This window comes from Bartonella vinsonii subsp. arupensis OK-94-513 (assembly GCF_000278235.1).
In the GTDB taxonomy this organism is placed as follows: Bacteria; Pseudomonadota; Alphaproteobacteria; order Rhizobiales; family Rhizobiaceae; genus Bartonella; species Bartonella arupensis.
In genome coordinates this window covers 1,165,548-1,166,100 of record NZ_JH725037.1, presented here as the reverse complement: position 1 = coordinate 1,166,100, position 553 = coordinate 1,165,548, and the positions used below count along the sequence as shown (strand labels likewise).

Below are 553 nucleotides of genomic sequence, written 5' to 3'. Positions count from 1 at the left end.
GTTTCTAAATCTTCAAAATCGATTTCTTTTTTTAATAACACGTTAGTGTTATTTTTTTTATATATGTTAATGTTATTGTTAATGGCATCATTTAGCATATCACAAGCATCATGCTTAACGCTATGCTTAGCGTCTTTAGCATCATGCTTAGAATTATGATGTTTTTCCCATCTTACTTCTGCTGCTTTCTTTGCTCTCTCTGAAAACTTATTTAAATTCTCATTTGAGTTATTGAGTTCCTCTTCAACTTGCAAACTCCACAAACGACCATCTTCCAAACAGATGATGTGTCCTGTTTCCAATAAAAGATCTAATGCTTTTTGAAATCTTTTAATTGTACAACCAGCCAATAAAGATAACACACGAAAATTATTCGTAAGCGGTTCACCAGTGCGAAGCATATGAAATCGTAACTTTACATATATAAAACCTTCAAAAGCAGGCAAATGTGCAAGATCAAGAAGCCACTTGTCTGCAAAAAGCCTCGTCCATGGCAACTTAGTTGACATGCATTACCTCCTCTTTTTCCTTATGCCATCTTGCTATCGCTGCT

Annotated in this window: 1 protein-coding gene; it reads right to left on the bottom strand. The window is 34.5% G+C overall.

The annotated features are described in order from the left end of the window. The coding region (locus ME1_RS05145; RefSeq protein ID WP_004864215.1) for a DUF1376 domain-containing protein at positions 1-509 on the bottom strand (509 nt) is incomplete at its 3' end. Positions 510-553 lie beyond the last annotated feature (44 nt).